19 protein-coding genes are annotated in these 18,345 nt (G+C 65.7%); 9 read left to right on the top strand and 10 right to left on the bottom strand.

Annotated elements, in window-relative coordinates:
• Positions 1-98 precede the first annotated feature (98 nt).
• The 6 genes from lpxK to AABA86_RS31850 form a co-directional block, all read right to left on the bottom strand.
• Positions 99-1,115 (bottom strand): tetraacyldisaccharide 4'-kinase, encoded by a 1,017-nt coding sequence (gene lpxK, locus AABA86_RS31875; protein WP_338309603.1) that lies wholly within the window; start codon positions 1,113-1,115, stop codon positions 99-101.
• Positions 1,108-2,454 (bottom strand): 3-deoxy-D-manno-octulosonic acid transferase, encoded by a 1,347-nt coding sequence (locus AABA86_RS31870; RefSeq protein ID WP_338309602.1) that lies wholly within the window; start codon positions 2,452-2,454, stop codon positions 1,108-1,110. The genes lpxK and AABA86_RS31870 overlap by 8 nt, the downstream gene beginning before the upstream one ends.
• Positions 2,417-3,136, bottom strand: coding sequence for a lysophospholipid acyltransferase family protein (locus AABA86_RS31865; RefSeq protein ID WP_212253307.1), 720 nt, complete (start codon positions 3,134-3,136; stop codon positions 2,417-2,419). The genes AABA86_RS31870 and AABA86_RS31865 overlap by 38 nt, the downstream gene beginning before the upstream one ends.
• Positions 3,133-3,375, bottom strand: coding sequence for a DUF4170 domain-containing protein (locus AABA86_RS31860; RefSeq protein WP_212253305.1), 243 nt, complete (start codon positions 3,373-3,375; stop codon positions 3,133-3,135). The genes AABA86_RS31865 and AABA86_RS31860 overlap by 4 nt, the downstream gene beginning before the upstream one ends.
• Positions 3,376-3,437: 62 nt before the next feature.
• Positions 3,438-4,247, bottom strand: coding sequence for a 3'(2'),5'-bisphosphate nucleotidase CysQ (locus AABA86_RS31855; protein ID WP_338309601.1), 810 nt, complete (start codon positions 4,245-4,247; stop codon positions 3,438-3,440).
• Complete coding sequence (locus AABA86_RS31850; protein ID WP_338309600.1) at positions 4,234-5,652, bottom strand: TldD/PmbA family protein; 1,419 nt, start codon at positions 5,650-5,652, stop codon at positions 4,234-4,236. The genes AABA86_RS31855 and AABA86_RS31850 overlap by 14 nt, the downstream gene beginning before the upstream one ends.
• Positions 5,653-5,917: 265 nt before the next feature.
• Between AABA86_RS31850 and AABA86_RS31845 the strand changes: the two genes are divergently transcribed.
• Entirely contained in the window at positions 5,918-6,436 is a 519-nt protein-coding gene (locus tag AABA86_RS31845) for a DUF6101 family protein (RefSeq protein WP_338309599.1), read from the top strand.
• Positions 6,437-6,539: 103 nt separating this feature from the next.
• Here AABA86_RS31845 and ubiA read toward each other — a convergent pair whose 3' ends face one another.
• Positions 6,540-7,472 carry a 4-hydroxybenzoate octaprenyltransferase gene (gene ubiA / locus AABA86_RS31840; protein WP_338309598.1) on the bottom strand — a complete coding sequence of 311 codons (933 nt, stop codon included), beginning with the start codon at positions 7,470-7,472 and terminating at the stop codon, positions 6,540-6,542.
• The gene (locus AABA86_RS31835; RefSeq protein WP_212253294.1) at positions 7,469-8,131 is read right to left on the bottom strand and encodes a hypothetical protein; all 663 of its coding nucleotides are present in this window, start codon (positions 8,129-8,131) and stop codon (positions 7,469-7,471) included. Before AABA86_RS31835 ends, ubiA begins: the two co-directional genes overlap by 4 nt.
• 210 nt (positions 8,132-8,341) lie before the next feature.
• Here AABA86_RS31835 and AABA86_RS31830 point away from each other — a divergent pair, with 210 nt between their 5' ends.
• From AABA86_RS31830 to AABA86_RS31805, 6 genes are all read left to right on the top strand, one after another.
• Entirely contained in the window at positions 8,342-9,094 is a 753-nt protein-coding gene (locus AABA86_RS31830) for a 16S rRNA (uracil(1498)-N(3))-methyltransferase (protein ID WP_212253292.1), read from the top strand.
• A gap of 133 nt (positions 9,095-9,227) precedes the next feature.
• On the top strand, positions 9,228-10,379 hold the full coding sequence (locus tag AABA86_RS31825) for an ATP phosphoribosyltransferase regulatory subunit (protein WP_338309597.1): 1,152 nt from the start codon (positions 9,228-9,230) through the stop codon (positions 10,377-10,379).
• Between the two features lie 3 nt (positions 10,380-10,382).
• The gene (hisG, locus tag AABA86_RS31820) at positions 10,383-11,360 is read left to right on the top strand and encodes an ATP phosphoribosyltransferase (RefSeq protein ID WP_338309596.1); all 978 of its coding nucleotides are present in this window, start codon (positions 10,383-10,385) and stop codon (positions 11,358-11,360) included.
• Between the two features lie 100 nt (positions 11,361-11,460).
• Positions 11,461-12,507: a glycosyltransferase family 2 protein gene (locus tag AABA86_RS31815; RefSeq protein ID WP_338309595.1), complete on the top strand. Its 1,047-nt coding sequence runs from the start codon at positions 11,461-11,463 to the stop codon at positions 12,505-12,507.
• Positions 12,504-13,343, top strand: coding sequence for a ChbG/HpnK family deacetylase (locus AABA86_RS31810; protein ID WP_338309594.1), 840 nt, complete (start codon positions 12,504-12,506; stop codon positions 13,341-13,343). The genes AABA86_RS31815 and AABA86_RS31810 overlap by 4 nt, the downstream gene beginning before the upstream one ends.
• Positions 13,344-13,468: 125 nt before the next feature.
• Positions 13,469-14,293, top strand: coding sequence for a DUF2076 domain-containing protein (locus AABA86_RS31805; protein WP_338309592.1), 825 nt, complete (start codon positions 13,469-13,471; stop codon positions 14,291-14,293).
• A gap of 745 nt (positions 14,294-15,038) precedes the next feature.
• On the opposite strand, the gene AABA86_RS31800 is transcribed toward AABA86_RS31805, so the two are convergent.
• Positions 15,039-15,851 (bottom strand): L,D-transpeptidase, encoded by an 813-nt coding sequence (locus tag AABA86_RS31800; protein ID WP_212253266.1) that lies wholly within the window; start codon positions 15,849-15,851, stop codon positions 15,039-15,041.
• A 315-nt stretch (positions 15,852-16,166) separates the two neighbouring features.
• Between AABA86_RS31800 and AABA86_RS31795 the strand changes: the two genes are divergently transcribed.
• Positions 16,167-16,952 carry a protein phosphatase CheZ gene (locus tag AABA86_RS31795; RefSeq protein WP_212253263.1) on the top strand — a complete coding sequence of 262 codons (786 nt, stop codon included), beginning with the start codon at positions 16,167-16,169 and terminating at the stop codon, positions 16,950-16,952.
• Positions 16,953-17,158: 206 nt separating this feature from the next.
• Here the strand turns inward: AABA86_RS31795 and AABA86_RS31790 are convergent, their stop codons facing one another.
• Complete coding sequence (locus tag AABA86_RS31790) at positions 17,159-17,680, bottom strand: hypothetical protein (RefSeq protein WP_338309591.1); 522 nt, start codon at positions 17,678-17,680, stop codon at positions 17,159-17,161.
• A 317-nt stretch (positions 17,681-17,997) separates the two neighbouring features.
• Here AABA86_RS31790 and AABA86_RS31785 point away from each other — a divergent pair, with 317 nt between their 5' ends.
• Complete coding sequence (locus tag AABA86_RS31785; RefSeq protein WP_027525027.1) at positions 17,998-18,294, top strand: co-chaperone GroES; 297 nt, start codon at positions 17,998-18,000, stop codon at positions 18,292-18,294.
• The last annotated feature ends 51 nt before the right edge of the window (positions 18,295-18,345 follow it).

Below are 18,345 nucleotides of genomic sequence, written 5' to 3'. Positions count from 1 at the left end.
CGGAAGAGAATTCATCAGCCGCGACATGTTGCCCGATCAATTGTCGAATATCGCATGGCGTTGGATGAATTGCTCTTGGGGCTACCCACCCAACGGGATCATCGCCTGCCGAACCGCCGCTCGCGCGCCTTGTAGAGGTGATCGCTGATCAATTGCCGGAGCGCTGCCGGATCATCGAATTCGAGCTGCACAGCGAACGGCACGATGCTGTCAGGCAGGCCATCGCGGCCGCGGAGGCGCGCGAGATCCTTTTCCGTCGTCACCAATGTGTGCTGCTCGCGCTGCGCTTCCGCTGCGAGAGCTGCGATCTCGTCGTTTGAGAACATGTGATGATCGGCGAAGGCGCGCGTGCGCGCGACCTCGATGCCGCAGGCGCGCAAGCTGCGGAAGAATCGTTCGGGATCGCCAATGCCCGCGAACGCGAACACCGGCTTGCCCAACAATCTTGCGACCGACTCGGCGTCCGGCCTCAGGCGCGCACGCAGCTCGGGCTTGCTGCGCTTGGCAAGCTCAGCCGCGACATCGTTGGCGGCGCGGCCGTCGCCGATCAACACCAGCGCATCGGTGCGCGCAAGCTGCGCCTTCAGCGGCGCGCGCAGCGGGCCGGCGGGAAACACCTTGCCGTTGCCGAGGCCACGTTCGCTATCGATCACGATCAGCGAGGTGTCCTTGACCAGGCGCGGGTTCTGGAAGCCATCGTCCATCAGGATGACGGTGGCGCCTTGCGATTTGGCGAGCGCGACACCCTCGAGGCGGTCACGCGCAACAGCGACCGGGACATCGCGCGCCATCATCAACGGCTCATCGCCGATGTCGGAAGCGGTGTGGCGAGCGCGGTCGACCATGACCGGGCCCTCCAGCCGTCCGCCATAGCCGCGGCTGAGCACCACCGGCGTCTCGCCGAGCTCGCGCAGCAGCTTCATCAGCGCCAGCACAGTCGGGGTCTTGCCGGCGCCGCCGACGTGATAATTGCCGACGCAGATCACGGGGATGCCGGCATCCACGCCTTGGCGCAGCATGCGCCGTTCGGTGATTGCGCCGTAGAGGGCTCCGAGCGGCCATAACGCGTACGACGGGAGGGAACGTGGCCGGTACCAGAAGGCCGGCTCACGCATTGGCGGCTCCCATCTCGATCCGCAGCTGCAGCAGATACGGCTCGAGCGCGGCCATGGTGCGATTGAGCGCGCCGCCGAGATCCTCGACCACGCCGCTGCCCGCGCGCTGCATCTTGTCGCGCAAGGTGGGATCGGCCAGCAACTGGCCGAGCTGCTTGACCAGCGCCTCCTGCGTGTCGGCCTGGCGTGCGCCGCCGCCACTATCGAGTGCTTCGTAGACGTCGGCGAAGTTGAAGACGTGCGGGCCATGCACGATCGCGGCCCCGAGCTTGATCGCCTCGATCGGATTCTGGCCGCCATGGCGGATCAGCGATCCGCCCATGAACACGATCGGCGACAGCCGGTAGAACAGGCCGAGCTCGCCCATGGTGTCGGCGACATAGATGTCGGTGGTCGCGGTCGGCAGCTCCTCGCGCGAGCGCAATGCCGGCTTCAGGCCCGAGGCCGTGATCAAGCCAGCGATCGAGGAGCCGCGATCGGGATGCCGCGGCACGATCACGGTGAGGAGTTGCGGGAAGAAGCCGGACAGGCTGCGATGCGCCGCGACCAGCATCTCGTCCTCGCCCGGATGGGTCGAGGCCGCGACGATGATGGGACGCCCGCGCGTCATCGCCATCAGCCGTTCGAGCTTGGCGGGATCGGCCGGCGGCGCCGGCACGTCGAGCTTGAGGTTGCCCGTGGTGACGACGTCGCGGCCGCCGAGCGTGGAGAAGCGTTCGGCATCGGTCTTCGACTGCGCGAGGCAGATGTCGAAACGCGAGAGCAGCGCCGAGATGGTGCCCTGCATGCGGCGCCAGCGCGGGAAGGAGCGCGGCGACATCCGCCCGTTGATCAGCACCATCGGCAGGCGGCGCGCCGCGCCCGCCAGGATCAGGTTCGGCCACAGATCGGATTCGATGAACAGCGCCAGCGACGGCTTCCAATGATCGAGGAAGCGCGCGACATAACGCGGCGAGTCGTACGGCACGTATTGATGGATGACGTCGGGCGGAAAGCGCTTTGCGACCACAGCGGCCGAGGTGACGGTGCCCGAGGTGAGCAGGATGCGTAAGTTGAGATCGCGCAGGCGCTCGATCAGCGCCGCCGCGGCCAGCACCTCGCCGACACTGGCGCCGTGGATCCAGACCAGCGGACCATGGGGCCGCACGTCCCGGGACAGGCCGCGCCGCTCGCCGACGCGCGCGGGATCCTCCTTGCCCTGCTTCAGCCGCCGCTTGATCAGCGCCGGTGCAAGCGGCACCAGCCCGGAGGCCAGGCGCCGATACATCCGCAGCGTGATCGGCAGCGCAATGGGCAGCGATTTAGGCATCTTGCGGTCCCGGGCGGCCGAGTTGCGCATAGGCGCGGCGGGTCGCCTCGTTCAACGTCTCTTCCAGCTCCTGCCGCAACGCTTCCATCGTGGCGGCGTCGGCATCTGCGGGAACGTGAATTTCCTTGATGCCGACCAATGCGCCCCGCCCGAATGGCAGGTTGATGGTGGTGCGGTCCCAGTTCTTGAGCCGGATGAAGCGGCTGGTCGCCATCGCGAAAGGCATGATCGGCCGCCCCGATTCCCGTGCCAGCATGATGATGCCGAGCCCGGCCACGCGCGCGCGCTTGGGGACATCGGCGGTCAGGGCGACATTACAACCGTCCTGGAGCGTGCGCACCATTTCCTTGAAGGCGCCGACCCCACCCTTGCGATGGAAGGCGCTGCCGTGATCGCCGGAACCGCGAATCAGGCCGATGCCGAGCCGCTCCACCGCGATGGCGTTGAACTCGCCGTCGCGGTGGCGGGAGATCAGGACCTTGGCGCGATAGGAGGCCTTGTTCTGGTTCTTGATGAAAGGCGTGAGGAAATGCTGGCCGTGCCAGAACGCGAAGATCGCAGGGAGCTGAGGCTCAACCTGCGCATAGACGTCGGGCGGATCCAACGTGAATTTGTTGGTCCGCCAGACCAGACGCAGATATTCAGCCGCCAGCACCCCGACGGCACGCTGAAACCAGCTGCTTCGCAGCGTATTGCGAAGCAGCTTTTTCAACGCGCCGGTTCTTGATTCGGGTCGAGCAGCCGGTGGAGATGGACGATGAAATAGCGCATCTGCGCATTGTCGACCGTGCTCTGCGCCTTGGCCCGCCAGGCGGCGTGCGCGGTCGCATAATTCGGATAGAGGCCGACGATCTCGACGTCGTCGAGGTTCTTGAAGATGTTGTGCTCGAGATCGACGAGCTCGCCGCCGACGACGAGGTGAAGCAGTTGTTGCGGGGCACTATCTGGCATGAGTTCTGTTCCTAACGGGCTGCCCGGCAAAGCAGTGTTCGACAAGCACGACGAATAGCGCTTCAGGCCAAGGGGCGGTTTCGAAAATGCGCGACAATGCTCGCATGACGATCGCGTCCCGCTGCCACCAGCACCCCGTGCGTAACTTCCCTGCGGTTATAGAGGATGGGGTCTCCGGAGAGGTCGCTCATCCTACCATCCGCTTCCTGCACGATCAAATCGGCCGCCGCAAGGTCCCAATCATGGCTGTTGCCCCCCGCAAAAGCCGCATCCAGCCCGCCATGGGCGACCCGGCACAGGCGTAGCGCGAGCGAGCCGATTCGCGGATGCAGCTTGATCTCGTGGCCGGAGCTGTTGAGGCGCTCGACCATCGGTTTCGGGCCGGCGACACGGGAGAAGTCGAGCGCCGATCCGGGCGAAGCCCGCACGGCTGCGCCGTTGAGCGTGGTGCCCTGGCCGCGTGCGGCGAAGAAGAACTCATCGGTCGTCGGCGCGAACACCGCGGCCAGCACCGGCGCGGCGTCCTCGACCAGCGCGACGCTGACGCACCAATCGTCATGGCCGTTGAGGTAGTTGCGCGTGCCGTCGATGGGATCGACGATCCAGGTCAGCCGCCGCGACAGCCGCGCCGCATCGTCGGCACTCTCCTCCGAGAGCCAGCCATAATCCGGCGTCGCACTGCGCAGGCGCGCTTCGAGCAGGTCATTGACGGCGATGTCAGCTTCCGACACCGGCGAGGACGCGCCCTTGATCCATTTCTTCAGCTCGGTGCGAAACATCGACTGCGCCAGCGCGCCCGCTTCCCGCACCGTATCTTGCAGCAGCGCCGCATCGCGCGTCAGGATCGTGTCGTTCGCCTCAACGTCCGCCAAGCGTCAATCCCTCGATGCGCACCGTCGGCGCATTGATACCGTAGCGGAACTCGAGATTGTTCGCGGGCTGCATCGACTTGAAGATCTCGAACAGATGCCCTGCGATCGTCACCTCGCTGACGGGATAGGTGATCTCGCCGTTCTCGATCCAGAAGCCCGAGGCGCCGCGGCTGTAATCGCCGGTCACGCCGTTCACGCCGGAGCCGATCAGATCGGTGACGTAGAAGCCCTGCTTGATGTCGGCGATCAGCTCGGCTGGCGTCGGTGTGCCGGGCTCGAGATGCAGATTGTACGGCCCGGGCGAAGGCGAGGACGACACGCCGCGATGGGCATGGCCGGTGGTGGCAAGGCCGAGCTCGCGCGCGGTGGCACAGTCGAGCAGCCAGGTCGTCAGCACGCCCTCGTCGATCAGCGCGATCTTCTTCACGGCAACGCCTTCTGCGTCAAACGTCTGCGAGCGCAAGCCGCGCTTGCGCAGGGGATCGTCGATGATGCGGATGTTCTTCGCAAACAGCTGCTGGCCGAGCTTGTCCTTGAGGAAGCTGGTCTTGCGCGCGATCGAAGCGCCGTTGATGGCGCCGACGACATGACCGACCAGGGAGCCGGCGACGCGCGGGTCGAACACGACAGGCACCTTGCAGGTCTCGACCTTGCGCGGATTGGAGCGCGCCACGGTACGCTCGCCGGCGGAACGGCCGACGATCTCGGGCGACAACAGGTCGGCGCCATGCGGCGCCGAGGTGAAGTCGTAATCGCGCTCCATGCCGGTGCCTTCGCCAGAGATGGCGGTGGCCGAGATGCCCTGGCTGGAGCGCAAATAGGAGCCGTGGAAGCCGGTCGAGGTGACCAGCACCATGCCGCCCATGCCCGCGGACGCCGAGGCACCGCCGGATTTGGTGACGCCCTTCACGGCGAGGGCCGCTGCCTCGGCTTCGAGCGCGCGGCGCTCGAGCTCGCCGGTGGCGGGCACATCGGGATCGAGCAGATCGAGATCGGGAAAGTCGCGCGCGAGCAGCGCGGGATCGGCGAGCCCGACATATTTGTCGTCGGGCGCGACGCGCGCCATCGCGACCGCGCGTTCGGCAAGCTTGGTCACGGCATCGCCGCTGACGTCGTTGGTGGAGACCACCGCCTGGCGCTGGCCGACCAGCACGCGCAGTCCGACGTCGTCGCCCTCGGAGCGCTCGGATTCCTCGACGCGTCCGTCGCGCACCTCGACGCCTTGCGAGACGCCGCGCACCGCGACCGCGTCGGCCGCATCCGCGCCGGCGCGCTTCGCCGCCTCCACCAGCCGCTGCGCCAGATCCGACAAAGCGGACTGGTCGAACAGGTCGCGGCTGGCCTTTGACCCCTTGGCGGAATCCTTGGACGAAAGCGTCGAGCTTGCGGATGGTGAAGAGTTCACGAACGAAATCCTGTTGGGGCGGGGGTTCGGGACCGGAACCCACAGATGTGCCCTGATCGCGCGGACTTCAAGCATTTTCAGCCCGCCAGAAGCTCAGATTCGCACCTTTGGCGCAACGTCTCGTCAATCATGCGCGCCAAGGTCTTGTCAATCATGAGCAGCAGTGACGGTAGGTTAACCAGCCTTTTTAAGCGGTTTCGGAAAGCCGCGCGCTAAGGTCCTCGCATCGACCGGGAACATAATCCCGGCGGGGAGAACTAAAGCCGTGAGGCGTCAAACAGCAACATGCGGGGTCGCTCCCGCCGGGTCGAGCCGCTCTCTGCGGCTCGACCCCCTTTCCCTTCCGGTCCGCTTCGATGCGCACGATCCGCGCGCCGACGGACATGTCAGGCAGATCGAGCTTCATCGCGAACGCGTCGTGCTGCGCCGTGCCGTTCGCGGCATGCAGATGGCGATCAACGTCCGCGTCAGCGACTTCACAGGCGTCGCACTGCGCGGCAATGACGAGGCGCAGGCCATCGTCCTCGTGCATCGCGATCCCTCGCTCTCGGTGCCGCTGCTCGTCAGTGCCGATGGCGACGAGCTCAATGAGGCCTGGGCGATCTGGAGCGAGCTGTTCGCGCTTCCGCAGCTCGACGAAGGTGCACGCAAGCCCGCAGCCCGCCGCCGCCGCGCCAATGCGATCCGCGCCCGCCGTCCGAAATTCCTGATGCGCCGGCGCACCGGCATCGCGCGCGAGCTGCCGGTTCATCGCGAAGAACGCGAGATCATCGCGAGGAATTGAAGGTGCCGTAGGGTGGGCAAAGCGCAAGCGTGCCCACCTTTTCGATCAATCATTGAGAGTTCGTGGGCACGGCGCAAGGGCGCCTTTGCCCACCCTACGAGATCTACGCCGACCGCATCACCGCGTCGACCAGCAATCCCGCAAACAGCAACAAGCCCGCATATTTGTTTGACTTGAACAGGCGCAGGCAGAGCTCGGGATCATCGATCCGCAAGCGCACGATCTGCGATGCCAGGTGCACGGCGAAGGCGATCAGCCCGAGCCAGGCCGGCCAGCGCGCATCACCCGAGGCCAGCGCGACGCCGATCAACATCACAGCGAGCCCGTAGAACAGGATCAGCGCCTGGTGCGTGTGCGCGCCGAACAGGCGTGCGGTCGACTTGACGCCGATCAGCGCGTCGTCCTCGGCATCCTGATGCGCATAAATGGTGTCATAGCCGATCACCCAGGCAATCGAACCGGCATAGAGCACCAGCGCGGTGACGTCGATGCGTCCGAAAGTGACGGCAAAGCCCATCAGCGCGCCCCAGGAGAAGGCGAGCCCGAGGAAGACCTGCGGCCACCAGGTGACGCGCTTCATGAACGGATAGATGGCGACGACCACCAGCGAGGCGATGCCTGTCATGACGGCAAAGCGGTTGAACTGGAGCAGCACCACGAGACCGATCACGGCCAGCGCGACCAGGAAGACCAGCGCCTGCTTCACGGTGATTTGCCCCGCCGGCAGCGGTCGCGAGCGGGTGCGCTCGACCTTGTCGTCGAGGTCGCGGTCGGTGATGTCGTTCCAGGCGCAGCCCGCCCCGCGCATCACAAAGGCGCCGATGAAGAACAGCGCGATGGTGAGCGGCAGTCCGCGGACGTCATGCGCCATGCCGCTCGCGAGCGCTGCCGACCACCAGCACGGCATCAACAGCAGCCAGGAGCCGATCGGACGATCGAAGCGGGACAATCGCAAATAAGGCCGCGCCCATGGCGGCGCGAGCGTATCGACCCAGTTGCCGGTGGAATCGGCAACGCGGGCGGATGTGTCGCTCATCGGGTCAGGACGTTGCCGTTGAGCGTGTCGAAGGTGCTGCCGCCCTTCTTGCCGGCATTGGCCTCAGGCGCCGAGCCCGAACCGAGCACCTCGCTGAGCGACGGGCCGGCCGGACCGCGCGGCTGCTGCTGCATCTGCTGCGCGACGTTGCAGACCTTCGTCGCCATGGCCTCGGTATTCTTGTGACCGTCCTTCATCTGCGTGCCGATCTGCGGCGGGATTCCGCATTTGGCGGCGTGGGACTCGATGTACTTGATCATCTTGGTCTCAGCCTGGCTGAAATTGCGGATCAGCTTGCAGGCTTCGTCCGGCGGCGCATGACGGTCGCTCGCGGCCTTGATCAGCTTGCCGCGCTTCTCGGCTTCTTCGCGCAGAGGAATGAAAGCCTTCATGCAGTCCTCGCCGGGGCCGCCCTGGGTCGGCGGGGCCGCGCTGAACGCGCCAGCGCCGCCGACGGGCGCGGCGCCATTCACGGGAAAGGACGATTGCGGTGCCGTGCCGACCGAAGCGGTCGGCGCCGAGCCGTTGACCGGGGGAAACGCCGAACTGGTCGCGGCCTGGTTCGGCAGCGGCGCCGGGAAGGCACTTTGCGCATAGGCGCCCGCGGCGCTCAGGGTGACCATGGCGGCAGTGATCGGAACCATCAAATGACGGATCATCAAGACAGTCTCTCCGGCAGGAGCTACGGGGTTCAGCGTCTTCCCAATTGAAGCGCAACCAGCGTGTTCGCGTTTTTACGATTCCCGCCGGCGCTTAACAACCCGTTGAATAGGGCAAGAGCGCGGCGCGGGGACGCACCATTTCGGCAATATTTACCCCCGGAATGGCTGCTTTCGGTTAAGAACGGCCCCAAATCGGACCCCTGAACGATGCCCTCCCACGATTTTCGCGCCCCCCGCCTGTTCGTCGACGCTCCTCTTGCCCAGGACGCCAGGGTCCCGCTCGACCGCGACCAGAGCAATTATCTCGGAAATGTGCTGCGGCTTGCCGCCGGGGCCGAGGTGTTGGCCTTCAACGGCCGGGACGGCGAGTGGCAGGCCGCCATCGAAGGTCGCAAGCGGCCGGACGGCCTCGTGATCCTCCAGCAGACCCGGCCCCAGGACGGGCTGCCTGACGTCGCCTACGTTTTCGCCCCGCTCAAGCATGCCCGGCTGGATTACATGGTCCAGAAGGCCATCGAGATGGGCGCCGCCGCCCTGCACCCGGTCGTGACCCGGTTCACCCAGGCCTCCCGGGTCAACACCGAGCGGATGCGCGCCAATGTCGTCGAGGCGGCCGAGCAATGCGGCATTTTGAGCATCGCAACGGTCGCCGAGCCGGTGCCGCTGGAGCGGTATCTCGGCCAGCGCCCAGCGGGCCGCCTGCTGATCTTTTGCGACGAGGCGGCGGAGGTGCAAAGCCCCGTTCAAAACCTGCAAAACGCCCGCGAGGCCGGACAGGGTATTGATGTGCTGATCGGCCCCGAAGGCGGCTTTGCCGAAGAAGAGCGGGCCCTGCTGCTGCGGCAGCCCAAGATTCTCCGGCTGGCGCTCGGCCCACGGATCATGCGGGCCGATACCGCTGCCGTAGCCGCCCTGGCGCTGGTGCAGGCGGTGCTGGGCGATTGGGGCAACGCCAGCTGATCCCGGCGTTGCCCGCCTGTTAAGCGATTGATCCTTTGGAGGTCGAAACCGCTTTCGGGCCATGCTAAGGGCAGCGCAATTCCTGTCCTTCCCCTTGCCCTGCCCGGTTCCACCGGGACGATGGACCTCTGTTATGACCGCGACTGCCACCTCAAATGCTGCCGGCTCCGCCGCCTGGGCGGATACGCTGCTGTTGTCGTTCGCGCAGGCCGGTTACGTCCGGGCCGAGCCCGCCATCCTGCAGCCGGCCGAACCATTCCTGGACCTCTCCGGCGAGGACATCCGCAAGAGCCTGTACCTGACCACGGACCTCACGGGCGAGGAGCTCTGCCTGCGCCCGGACCTCACCATTCCGGTGGCGCGCGATTACCTGAGTTCCGGCCGTGCCGGCCAGCCGGCCGGGTTCAGCTATCTTGGGCCGGTGTTCCGCTACCGCAGCGGCCAAGCCAGCGAATTCCTGCAGGCCGGCATCGAATCGTTCGGCCGCCAGGACCGCGCCGCGGCCGACGCCGAGACGTTGGCGCTCGGGCTCGAAGCGACCGCGGCCTTCGGTGTCCGCGACGTCGAGATCCGCACCGGCGACGTGGCGCTGTTCAACGCGCTGCTCGATGCGCTCGACCTCTATCCGGTCTGGCGCCGCCGCCTGGTCAAGGACTTCAACCGCAAGATCAGCCTGGAAAAGGATCTGGAACGGCTGGCGGCCGCGACCACCGCGACCCGCAGCGAATATGAGGGCGTGCTCGCCGCCCTCGCCGGCTCCGACCGCAAGGCAGCGCTCGCCTTCGTCACCGATCTGATGTCGATCGCCGGCACCACCAATGTCGGGGGACGGACCACGGCCGAGATCGCCGACCGCTTCCTCGAGCAATCGACGCTGAAGGGCGGCGCGCTGCCGCGCGAGGCGATTGCCGTGCTCAAGCGCTTCCTGACGATCGCAGGCAATCCCGACGATGCCATCGCCGAGCTGCGCGCGCTCACTGCCGACGCCAGGCTCGACCTCACGGCCGCGATCGATCAGTTCGAGAGCCGGGTCGGCTTCATGGCGGCGCGCGGCATCGACGTGAAGCAGACGCGCTTCTCGACCGCGTTCGGACGCGGCCTCGACTATTACACCGGCTTCGAATTCGAGCTGCATCACCGGGGCAACGGCGCCGAGCCGCTGGTCGCCGGCGGCCGCTATGACGGGCTGATGACCCAGCTTGGATCGAGAGAACCAATCCCCGCGGTCGGCTTCTCGGTCTGGGTGGATGCGCTGACGAAGATCGGCCGCAAGGTGGGAGCTTAAGTCATGAGCGCGCCATTCGTTCTGGCCGTTCCCTCCAAGGGCCGCCTGCAGGAAAACACCGAGGCCTTCTTCGCCCGTGCCGGGCTCAAGCTGTCGAAGGCCGGCGGCGCCCGCGACTATCGCGGCACGCTTGCAGGCCTCGACAATGTCGAGGTCGCCTATCTCTCGGCAAGCGAGATCGCCTCGCAGCTGTCGCGCGGTTTCGCGCATCTCGGCGTCACCGGGGAAGACCTGGTGCGCGAGAACATCGCCGATGCCGACAAGCGCGTATCGCTGATCGAAGGCCTCGGCTTCGGCTATGCCGATGTCGTCGTCGCGGTGCCCCAGGCCTGGATCGACGTCCGCACCATGGCCGACCTCGACGACGTCACCACCGGCTTCCGCGAGCAGCATCACATGCGGATGCGGGTCGCGACCAAGTTCATCAACCTCACCCGCGCCTTCTTCCAGAGCCACGGCATCACCGATTACCGCATCGTTGAAAGTACCGGTGCGACCGAAGGCGCGCCGGCGGCCGGCAGCGCCGAGCTGATCGTCGACATCACCACGACTGGCGCGACGCTCGCCGCCAACGGCTTGCGGGTGCTCGACGACGGCGTGATCCTGCGCAGCCAGGCCAATCTGGTCGCCTCGAAAGAGGCCGACTGGTCGCCGCAGGCACGCGAGACGGCGCGCGTGATCCTCGATCACATCGCAGCACGGGCGCGGGCCAGCAAGTACCGCGAGGTCCGCACCCGCTTCCGGCAATGCGACGCCGCCCTGCTCGGCGAAGCCCATGGCCGGTTCGGCGTCGAGGCTCCGTTCGGCGGACCGACCTCGTCGGGCATGCTCACCCTGCACTGCCCGCCGGGACAGCTCTATGCGCTGGCAAGCTTCCTGCGCGAGCATGGCGCCGAAACCGTCTCGGTGGTTTCGCTCGACTACGTGTTCGACCGGGAGAACCCGCTGTTCGCCAAGCTGGAGGCGTTCCTGCGGCAGTGAGCCCCAGGTCCGCTCAGCTTTTCCGTTCAGCTTTGCGACAGCAAATGGCAGCTACCATATGCTGTTGAGATGACTTTGAACGCCTCTGGAACCTTGATCGATGACGCTGGGCTCTGACGTTTCCGGCATGACGACGACCGCAGGCACCGCCGCCGCGAAGGGACTGTCGATCGTCGTCCCCGTCTACAACGAGGCGGCGGGCCTTGCCGCCCTGCATCAGCGCATCTGCGATCTCGCAAAGACCTTGCGGGAGCGCTATCGGCTGGCTTGCGAGGTCGTCTATGTCGACGACGGCAGCAAGGACGCGACGCTGGCGATCGCCCGCTCGCTGCCGGCCGATGCGATCGACGTCCAGGTGGTGTCGCTGTCGCGCAATTTCGGCAAGGAAGCCGCCCTGATGGCCGGTCTCGACCATGCCCGGCTCGGCGCCGTCATGTTCATGGACGGCGACGGACAGCATCCGCCGGCCCTGATCGAACAGCTGGTGCGGCACTGGATCGATGACGGCTATGACGTCGTCTACACCGCCAAGGCGCACCGCGACAACGAGACCTTCCTGCGCCGGGTCGCCGTGCACGGCTTCTACGCGCTGATCAATTGGGGAGCGCGGCAGAAGATTCCCGAGGACGCGGGCGACTTCCGCCTGCTGTCGCCGCGCGCGGTCACAGCGCTCAGGCAGCTGCCCGAGCGCAACCGGTTCTTCAAGGGTCTCGCCAGCTGGATCGGCTTCCGCCAGATCCGGGTCGACTACGAGCCTTCGGCGCGCGCCCATGGCGTCACCACCTTCAACGCCGCGAGCCTGCTCGGCCTGTCGATCGAGGGCCTGACCTCGTTTTCGGTGGCCCCCTTGCGCTTCGCCAGCCTGCTCGGCGTCATCCTCGCCGGGGGCGCCTTCCTGTTCGGCCTTTCGATCCTCTGGGAGGTGTTCACGACCGGCAAGCAGGTGCCCGGCTATCCCTCGCTCGTGATCGGCCTGATGACGATCGGCGGCGTGCAGCTCATCATGATCGGCATCGTCGGCGAATATATCGGCAAGATCCTCTCCGAGCTGAAGGCGCGCCCGATCTACTTCGTCGCCGAGCATAGTGAAAAGCACTTCGAAGCCGAGAAAGCCGACGACGCCGCGAAGAGGACGGCCGCCGAATGAGCGCGGCCGCGGGCCTGCGGCGGATCTGGCTCTGTGCCGACGATTACGGCATCAGCCCCGGCGTCAACCGCGCCATCCGCGACCTGATCGAACGCGGCCGCCTCAACGCCACCTCGGTAATGATGGTGGGCCCGGCGATCGCGCGCAGCGAGATCGAAGCGCTCCAGGCGACCGCGAGCCCGCGCTGCGCGATCGGATTGCACGTGACGCTGTCGGCGCCGTTCCGTCCCCTCACCATGCACTTCCGTCCGCTCGACGGCGACATGTTCATGCCGTTTCCGAAGCTGCTGCGCGCCGGCGTTCTGCGGCGGCTCGACCGCGAGTTCTTCCGTAACGAGGTGAAGGCGCAGCTTGCCGCCTTCGCCGAAGCGTTCGGGCGCGCGCCCGACTTCGTCGACGGCCATCAGCACGTGCAGCTCTTTCCGCAGGTGCGCGACGGCTTTGTCGATGCGGTCGGCGAAGGCGCGCCAAACGCCTGGGTGCGGCAGGGCGGCCGCGACCTGCCGCTCAGGCAGCGCCTCGCTTCACCCAAGGCCATGGTGCTCGACGTCCTCAGCGCGCAATTCCGCCGCCGTGCCGGCAGCGCGGGGCTCGGCTTCAACCCGGGCTTCGCCGGCGCCTATGATTTCACGCGGGCGGCCGATTTTGGCGCGCTGATGCGGCAATTCCTGGAGGGCTTGCCGGACGGCGGCCTCGTGATGTGCCACCCCGGCTTCGTCGACGATGTCCTCGCCGGCCTCGACCCGATGACGGATGTCCGCGAACGCGAGCACGCCTATTTGGCCGGTGACGCCTTCCCCCGTCTGCTGGCGGACAGCGGCGCCACGCTGGGATGAAGCCGGCGGACGGCAAGCCGCGGGGCAGCTTGTCGCATACCGAAATTTAATCCGGCCGGCACTGTTGGGGCCACAATGGAACCCTACATCTGCCTCGCGCTTGTTTTGCGCGAGGGAGACTGATCATGACGCCGCAGGAACGCCAGCTCGTCGACGAGCTTTTCGACCGGCTTTCGAAACTGGAAAATGCACCGCGCGATCCCGACGCGATCGCCGCGATCTCCGACGGGCTGCGCAAGGCGCCCGGCGCCGTGTATGCGCTGGTCCAGACCACGCTGCTGCAGGACGAAGCGCTGAAGCGCGCCCATCACCGCATCCAGGAGCTGGAAGCGGCCCATGCGCCCGAGCAGGCGCAGTCCGGCGGCTTCCTCGACACCATGCGCGACACGCTGTTCGGCGGAGGCCCCTCGCGCGGCTCGGTTCCGAACGTGCCGCCGCGTGACGCGCGGCCGGTCTGGAACAGCGGCGGAGCGATGCAGCAGACGCAGCCCGGCTACGGTCAGCCCCCTTACGGCCAAGGTCCAGGTCAGGGCCCCGGCCAGGGTTATGGTGCACCGCCGATGGGCGGAGGCGGCGGCTCGTTCCTCGGCACGGCGGCGGCAGCTGCCGCCGGCGTCGTCGGCGGCTCGCTGCTGCTCTCCAGCATCCGCGGCATGATGGGCGGATCGCATCAGCAGGCCTTCGGCGACACCAATGCCCTCGGCGACCGCAACGCTGGTGGAAGTCCTTGGGGCGGCAGCGATCAGTCCGGCGGCTCGCTCGCGCGCGATGCCGGCCTCAACGACATCGGCTCGAACCGGGAGTCCCGCCAAAACTTCTCCGACCAGGCGAACAACGATCGTAACGACAACGACCAGAACTACGGCGACAACAACGACGACGGCGATATGGACGTAGCCGACGACAGCGATTTCGGCGGCGACGACGATGGCGGCAGCGATTACGCGTGAGCGATGCGCCCGAAAGATGCGGACGGCCGCCTCCCGGCGGCCGTTTTTTTTAGAGCATGGCTCGAACGCCTTTTCTGCCACGGCAAGCAGATAGGACATGCGAAATAGTATGACTAATGTGCTGCGCCATTGGACTGGGCTGAACGTTACCCGACGCGCCTGAATTCACCATGACAAATCAAATCGGCGTCTGACGCGCGCGACCGTAGACTCCCGGATTTCCAAATTCGGACATGGGTGTTCAACTGGAAGAACACGTTGCTCATGCCACACACCAATGTGGTTGCCTCTCTTGGTCATAGTCGGGGTTTTAAAAATGAGTCCACTTCAGCAGCGCATCGCAACCCTGACCAACGTGACAACTCATCTCATCACCGAGTTGTCGGAGTTGGAGGGACTGCACGAGCGCCTCAAGAAGGCAGAGCTGTCGGCGCGGCGGTTGAAACGCTCCGCTCGCGCATCGCTTTCCCATTCATCAACTCGTCGTCGCTGCTCTGTTGCCGCTCGTTTCGGTTCGACGCCGCATCGTCGGCCAGCCTAAAGCATGATCCGGAAAAGTGCGCAGCGGTTTTCCGAAAAGATCACGCTTGAACAACAACCTGAAGCGCGATGACGATTCATCCTGATCGCATCGCGCTTTAGACCTCGGCCGGAGGACGTACACCGGCGGCACGCAACGCCTGCGATGCCGCGCGTCGCGAGCCCGCGCGACACGCGGAGTTGACGGCTCGCAGCGCGCGCTCGGCTACATCACCACGACCTTGGTGCCGACATTGACGCGGCCGTAGAGGTCGATGACGTCTTCGTTGCGCATGCGGATGCAGCCGGAGGAGACGTTGGTGCCTATGGTCCAGGGCTCGTTGGAGCCGTGGATGCGGTACAGCGTCGAGCCCAGATACATCGCGCGGGCGCCGAGCGGGTTCTCCGGACCGCCTTCCATGTGCCGGGGCAAATCGGGGCGGCGTGCGATCATTTCGGCCGGCGGCGTCCAGTCCGGCCATTCGCGCTTGGCCGTGATCGCCTTTACGCCGGACCAGGTGAAGCCGGGACGCCCGACGCCAATGCCGTAGCGCATCGCCCTGCCGTTGCCCTCGACGAGATAGAGGAACTTGTTCGGGGTATCGACCACGATGGTGCCGGGACTTTCCTTGCCGCTATAGTCAACAGACTGTTTCTCGAACCTCGGATCGAACGGACGCTGCCGCGGGTCGGCCGTCTCCTGCTGGACCGCACCTTGCTGATATCCACCCTGCATCGGCGGCTCGCCCATCGGCGGCAGACGGCGCTGGTCGTAATAGCCGGGCTGCTGTTGATAGACCGGCTGCTGCGGCGCGTAGGCCGGACCGCGGCCGGGACCGTCGCCGAACAGGAACTCGATGAATCCGCCGCCCATGTTCGCATTGGAGGCGACGCGCACCGGCGCCGGCGGCACCTGCGGCTGGTAGAGCACCGCGGGCGGATCGTTCGGCACCGAATTGTCGAAGGCGCTGGCGCTGGTTGCGCCGGCAATGAAGGTGCAAGCGCTGCCGAGCAGCGCGACAGACATTTTCTTGAACATCGACGTACTCTGTACTGTTTCGTCTAGATCACATGCGCCGTGGAGAGCTGATGGCTGGTCCGCGCCCCCGACGTGGTCAATAAAAGGCAAAAGCCGCTTTGTTTGGTAAACAGAAGCGGCGTTTGGATTCACCACGTCGTCAGCAGCGGGGCAATTTGGCGATCAGCGTTTATTTTCGATGAACGCCGCACGCGCATGGTTAATCGCTTCTTTGCGCGCCGTCGCGCGCAGCCGCACAACAGTTCCTGCCGTGAACTTCGTGTTAAATCGCTTCTGCCTACAAAGACGCGTGAGTGAGGTGGGGGGAGTATCCTGATGGCTGTTCACCGCAAACGTTTTCGCGTCGAGGATATCGCTGGTGGCGAGATGCCGATTTTGGACGTAACTGAAGAGGCAATCCCGATGCATAGCGAGATCATGGCCGAGTTGCGTGCGATCCGTGCACAGATGGCGAAAGGCGCTGCGCCCTTGCCCTTGTCCGGCAGCGCAGCCATGGCGGCGATCGACGCATCCACCGCCCACGAGCTCTCCGAGGCTCGTACCATGCTCGAAACCTATCGGGCCCAGATCGAGCAGTGCGAGAAGCTGAAGGTCGAGCTCGACCTCATCCATGACGCCATCGACCGCACCAAGCGTGAAATCGCGACGCTGCACGGCAAGAGCTTTGACGGCGGCGAAATGGCCAAGGTCAATGGCGAGCTCGGCGCGGTGGTCGGCGGCACCGAGCAGGCGACCCAGCAGATCCTCGAAGCCGCGGAATCGATCGACCAGGCCGCCAGCGCGATGTCCAAGGTGGACTCGATCGACCAGCAGAAGCGGCTCGCCGACGACATCCAGGAACGCGTCATCTCGATCTTCGAAGCCTGCAACTTCCAGGACCTGACCGGCCAGCGCATCAGCAAGGTCATGACCACGATGAAGTTCATCGAGCAGCACATCAATGCGATGATGGACATCTGGGGCGGCGTCGACGCGATCAAGTCCCACGTCGTGCCGCCGGTCGACAATCGCAGCGAGGACGACAAGCTTCTCAACGGCCCCAAGCTCGCCGGCGACGTCGGCCACGCCTCGCAGGACGACATCGACGCGCTGTTCGACTGAGCAGACGCGACATAGCGAAAACAAAACGCCGGCGAAAGCCGGCGTTTTTGTTTTTGGCCCAGCCCGTCATTCCGGGGCCGCTCGACGGAGCCGAACCCGGAATCCGGAGATTTAAGGCAGGAAGCCCACCACATCGAGATTCTCAGGTGCGCGAGTGCGCACCATAGTTCGCGCTTCGCGCCCCCCGGAACGACGGAAGACGAACATCACGCCCGCGGCGCGCAGCGGACGTAGACCATGTTGCCGTAGCGGGTGGCGGCGTCCTTGTCGATGAAGCGCGTGATCAGGACGCGGCCGTCGAAGGAGATGATTTCGCGGTCCTGCTCGCCGGGGGTCGGACCCGCCGGTCCGATGTAGTTCTTGCCGCTCGGCGAGCCCTTCAGCCGCAGCTCCTGGGGCGTTGCCTGGTCGGCCAGATGCATGATCACGCCGCCGGAGGAGCCGGCGGTGATCACGTAGGGATTTTTGCACTGGGCCCGGGCGGCCGCCTCGGTACGGGCGCGGTCGGCCGGGTTCTGGAACGAGGCGAGACCCCAGCGGCCGACGATCTCGTCGGCGCGAATGGTCGCAGGCATTTCCGGACCAGTACCAGGCTCGGCTTCGGGCGGCGGCGAGGACGACGAGAAGGACGGCAGGCTCATGCCGCCGCCGCAGGCGCCCAGCAGCAGCGCCAGACAAGAGGCGGCGGCCAGATTGGCAACCGTGCGCGCGTGAGCTGAACTGATCATGGCATTCCCCCGAACAAGACCATGGCCGCACCCCTCCTGCAGCCAAGCGCAAAACCGCTGCCGGAGCAATGACGTCCTTTAATACGTCGGCGCCCCGAACAAGTTTCCAGTGCCACCATCCTATATCCGCCTCACCAATCGCTTAACCACCTTTGCTTGACAGGATCGCGGCCAAGCCATATTTCCGGGCCCACTATTAGCACTCGGAAAGCCCGATTGCTAAGCGCGCCGTTCGATCCTCGGGATAGGGGGGTGGACGGAAGCGCCGCCCCACCCACTTCCAGTCCTTCCGAAGCGAGCCTCCAAAGGGAAACGTCATGGCTAAATCCAAATTTCGTCCGCTGCATGACCGTGTCGTGGTCAAACGTATCGACGCCGAGGAAAAGACCAAGGGCGGCATCATCATTCCGGACACCGCCAAGGAAAAGCCGTCCCAGGGCGAGATCGTCGCCGTCGGCCCCGGCGGCCGTGACGAGGCCGGCAAGCTGATCCCGATCGACCTCAAGGTCGGCGACCGCGTGCTGTTCGGCAAGTGGTCGGGCACCGAGGTCAAGATCGACAACGAAGATCTCCTGATCATGAAGGAGTCGGACATCATGGGCGTTTTGGCCTAAGGCCATCCGCCTGAACGGCCGCTGAATGTCATGCCCGGATCGAAGCGATCC

Origin of the sequence: Bradyrhizobium sp. TM233 (genome assembly GCF_036247965.1) — a bacterium.
Classification (GTDB): domain Bacteria; phylum Pseudomonadota; class Alphaproteobacteria; order Rhizobiales; family Xanthobacteraceae; genus Bradyrhizobium; species Bradyrhizobium ottawaense.
This window is presented reverse-complemented; position numbering and strand designations above follow the sequence as displayed.

What these genes read in the sequence shown, in the direction of transcription:
- AABA86_RS31815 (WP_338309595.1), top strand. Translation starts at nt 11,461, where the DNA reads ATGACGCTGGGCTCTGACGTTTCCGGCATGACGACGACCGCAGGCACC.
- AABA86_RS31800 (WP_212253266.1), bottom strand. Translation starts at nt 15,851, where the DNA reads ATGTTCAAGAAAATGTCTGTCGCGCTGCTCGGCAGCGCTTGCACCTTC.
- AABA86_RS31870 (WP_338309602.1), bottom strand. Translation starts at nt 2,454, where the DNA reads ATGCGCAACTCGGCCGCCCGGGACCGCAAGATGCCTAAATCGCTGCCC.
- ubiA (WP_338309598.1), bottom strand. Translation starts at nt 7,472, where the DNA reads ATGAGCGACACATCCGCCCGCGTTGCCGATTCCACCGGCAACTGGGTC.
- AABA86_RS31835 (WP_212253294.1), bottom strand. Translation starts at nt 8,131, where the DNA reads ATGATCCGTCATTTGATGGTTCCGATCACTGCCGCCATGGTCACCCTG.
- AABA86_RS31810 (WP_338309594.1), top strand. Translation starts at nt 12,504, where the DNA reads ATGAGCGCGGCCGCGGGCCTGCGGCGGATCTGGCTCTGTGCCGACGAT.
- AABA86_RS31825 (WP_338309597.1), top strand. Translation starts at nt 9,228, where the DNA reads ATGACCGCGACTGCCACCTCAAATGCTGCCGGCTCCGCCGCCTGGGCG.
- AABA86_RS31860 (WP_212253305.1), bottom strand. Translation starts at nt 3,375, where the DNA reads ATGCCAGATAGTGCCCCGCAACAACTGCTTCACCTCGTCGTCGGCGGC.
- AABA86_RS31795 (WP_212253263.1), top strand. Translation starts at nt 16,167, where the DNA reads ATGGCTGTTCACCGCAAACGTTTTCGCGTCGAGGATATCGCTGGTGGC.
- AABA86_RS31785 (WP_027525027.1), top strand. Translation starts at nt 17,998, where the DNA reads ATGGCTAAATCCAAATTTCGTCCGCTGCATGACCGTGTCGTGGTCAAA.
- AABA86_RS31805 (WP_338309592.1), top strand. Translation starts at nt 13,469, where the DNA reads ATGACGCCGCAGGAACGCCAGCTCGTCGACGAGCTTTTCGACCGGCTT.
- hisG (WP_338309596.1), top strand. Translation starts at nt 10,383, where the DNA reads ATGAGCGCGCCATTCGTTCTGGCCGTTCCCTCCAAGGGCCGCCTGCAG.
- lpxK (WP_338309603.1), bottom strand. Translation starts at nt 1,115, where the DNA reads ATGCGTGAGCCGGCCTTCTGGTACCGGCCACGTTCCCTCCCGTCGTAC.
- AABA86_RS31790 (WP_338309591.1), bottom strand. Translation starts at nt 17,680, where the DNA reads ATGATCAGTTCAGCTCACGCGCGCACGGTTGCCAATCTGGCCGCCGCC.
- AABA86_RS31830 (WP_212253292.1), top strand. Translation starts at nt 8,342, where the DNA reads ATGCCCTCCCACGATTTTCGCGCCCCCCGCCTGTTCGTCGACGCTCCT.